The following is a 2,831-nucleotide window of genomic DNA, read 5'->3' as shown; positions in this document are numbered from 1 at the left end:
CTGGCAGGACAAATCCGTCTGTAATCCGCTGGTTGAGAATCTGACGCCAGCCCATTTGGCCTATGTCATCTACACCTCCGGCTCCACCGGGTTACCGAAAGGCGTGATGATCGAACACCGCAACACGGTCAACTTCCTGACCTGGGCGCAGCGTTCGTTCGAACCGTCGGTATTGGCGAAAACCCTGTTTTCCACCTCGCTGAACTTCGACCTGGCAGTTTACGAGTGCTTTGCACCGCTGGTGTCAGGCGGCTCAATCGAGGTGGTCAACAATGTGCTGGCCCTGCAAGAGGGTGAGCACGACATCACCCTGATCAACACCGTGCCATCAGCCTTGAAAGCCTTGCTGGAATCAGGTGGCCTGCAAGCAGGCGTACACACCGTGAACGTCGCGGGTGAAGCGCTCAAAGGCCAGCTTGTCGAAGACCTGTTCGCTCAGACGCACGTTCAGCGTCTGTGCAACCTTTATGGCCCCTCGGAAACCACCACCTACTCAAGCTGGGTGGCAATGGACCGCGCCAACGGGTTTGCCGCACACATCGGCAAACCCGTCGCCAACACGCAGTTCTACCTGCTCGATGAGCACCAGCAGCCGGTGCCGCTGGGCGTGCCGGGTGAAATGTACATCGGCGGTGCTGGCGTCGCGCGTGGTTATCTGAACCGCGATGACCTGACCGCCGAGCGCTTCCTGAACGACCCGTTCAGCACCGGCCCGACCGCGCGTATGTACCGCACCGGCGACCTCGGCCGTTGGCTGGCGGACGGAAACATCGAATACCTGGGCCGTAATGACGACCAGGTGAAGATCCGTGGCTTCCGTATCGAACTGGGTGAAATCGAAGCGAAACTGACTCGTCACGCTGACGTGAAAGAAGCCGTGGTCATGGCCCGCGAGGACGTACCGGGCGACAAGCGTCTGGTGGCGTACTTCACGTCTGACGGCACCGGAACGACGGACATCGAGTCGTTGCGCGTTCACCTGCAAAGCCAGTTGCCGGATTACATGATCCCGGCGGCCTACGTGCATCTGGACACATTCCCGCTGACCCCCAACGGCAAGCTGGACCGCAAGGCCCTGCCGGCCCCGGACGCGCAGGCATTGATCCGCCGAGGTTACGAAGCGCCACAGGGCGAGGTCGAAACCGCGTTGGCGCACATCTGGGCGAACGTGCTGCAGGTCGAGCGTGTCGGCCGTCACGACCACTTTTTCGAACTGGGCGGCCACTCGCTGCTGGCGGTCAAACTGATCGAACGCATGCGCCAGAAAGGCTTGAGCGCCGATGTGCGCGTGCTGTTCAGTCAGCCGACCGTGGCTGCGCTGGCCACTGCATTGGGCGGCGGCACTGAAATCCGGGTGCCGGCCAATCTGATCGCGCCGGGCTGCGTGAACATCACGCCGGAGCTGCTGACACTGGTCACGCTGGACCAGACGGCACTGGACCGCATCGTGGCCAGCGTGCCGGGCGGCGCGGCCAATGTTCAGGACATCTACCCGCTGGCGCCGCTGCAGGAGGGGATTCTCTATCACCACCTGGCCGCAGAGCAGGGAGATCCGTATGTGCTGCAGGCGGTGTTCGGCTTCGACAGCAAGGACCGGCTGGACAGCTTTACCGACGCGCTGCAACGCGTGATCGATCGCCACGACATTCTGCGCACTTCGCTGTTCTGGGAAGGCCTGGACGAGCCGGTTCAGGTGGTCTGGCGCCAGGCGCAACTGGGCCTGGAGCAGATCGATGCCGGCACGTCGGACGTGATCGCCCATTTGCAGGCGCGCTTTGATGCCCGCGAATACCGCATGGACCTGCGTCAGGCTCCGCTGATGCAGATTGCCTACGCCGAAGACCCGATCAATCAGCGCTGGGTCGCGTTGTTGCTGTTCCATCATTTGGTGCTGGACCACACCGCACTCGAAGTGGTTAGCCAGGAAATGGAAGCCTGCCTGTTGGGCGAGCCACAGCGGCTGGGCGAGCCGGTGCCGTATCGCAACTACGTGGCGCAGGCGCGACTGGGTGTCAGCCGTGAAGCCCATGAAGCGTTCTTCCGGGACATGCTGGGTGATATTGACGAGCCGACCCTGCCGTTCGGTCTGCATGAAGTGCAAGGCGCAGGCCCGCGTATCGAGGAATACCACGCCCAATTGAGCCCGGACCTGAGCCAGCGATTGCGTGCTCAGGCCCGCCAGCTCGGGGTCAGCGCCGCCAGCCTTCACCATCTGGCCTGGGCTCAGGTCATAGGCGCCGCCAGCGGACGCGATGACGTGGTGTTCGGCACCGTACTGATGGGCCGCATGAGCGGCGGCGAAGGTGCAGACCGTGCCTTGGGCATGTTCATCAACACGCTGCCGGTCAGGCTGCAACTCGGCGCTTGCGAGGTTCAGGCCGGCGTTCGTCAGACTCACGCCCGTTTGAGTGCATTGCTGACTCACGAACATGCGCCGCTGGCACTGGCGCAACGCTGCAGTGGCGTGTCGGCTTCGACGCCGCTGTTCAGTGCGCTGCTCAACTACCGTTACAGCGCCGCACCGGGCGAACACGCGCTGTCGCCGGCGTGGCAGGGCATTGAAACCCTGGCCGGCGAAGAACGTAACAACTACCCGCTGACGCTTTCGGTGGATGATCAGGGCGACGGTTTCGGCCTGACCGTGCTGGTGGAAGAAGGCATTGGCGCGGCCCGCGTGGCGGCTTACATGAATGCCGCCCTGATGCAGCTGATCGAGGCGCTGGAGCAACGTCCACAGACGCCACTGGCGAATCTTTCGGTATTGCCAACCGCTGAACGCGAGCAACTGCTGCACGGTTTCAACGACACGGCCGCCGACTACCCACGGGACA

At 62.9% G+C, this 2,831-nt stretch carries 1 protein-coding gene; it reads left to right on the top strand.

From position 1 onward, the window contains the following. The coding region (locus BW686_RS25900) for a non-ribosomal peptide synthetase (RefSeq protein ID WP_143516563.1) at window positions 1-2,831 on the top strand (2,831 nt) is incomplete at both ends.

Origin of the sequence: Pseudomonas syringae, from assembly GCF_002157375.1 — a bacterium.
Taxonomy (GTDB): Bacteria; Pseudomonadota; Gammaproteobacteria; order Pseudomonadales; family Pseudomonadaceae; genus Aquipseudomonas; species Aquipseudomonas syringae_T.
The sequence above is the reverse complement of the archived record's forward strand: the minus strand, read 5'-3'. Positions and strand labels throughout refer to the sequence as shown.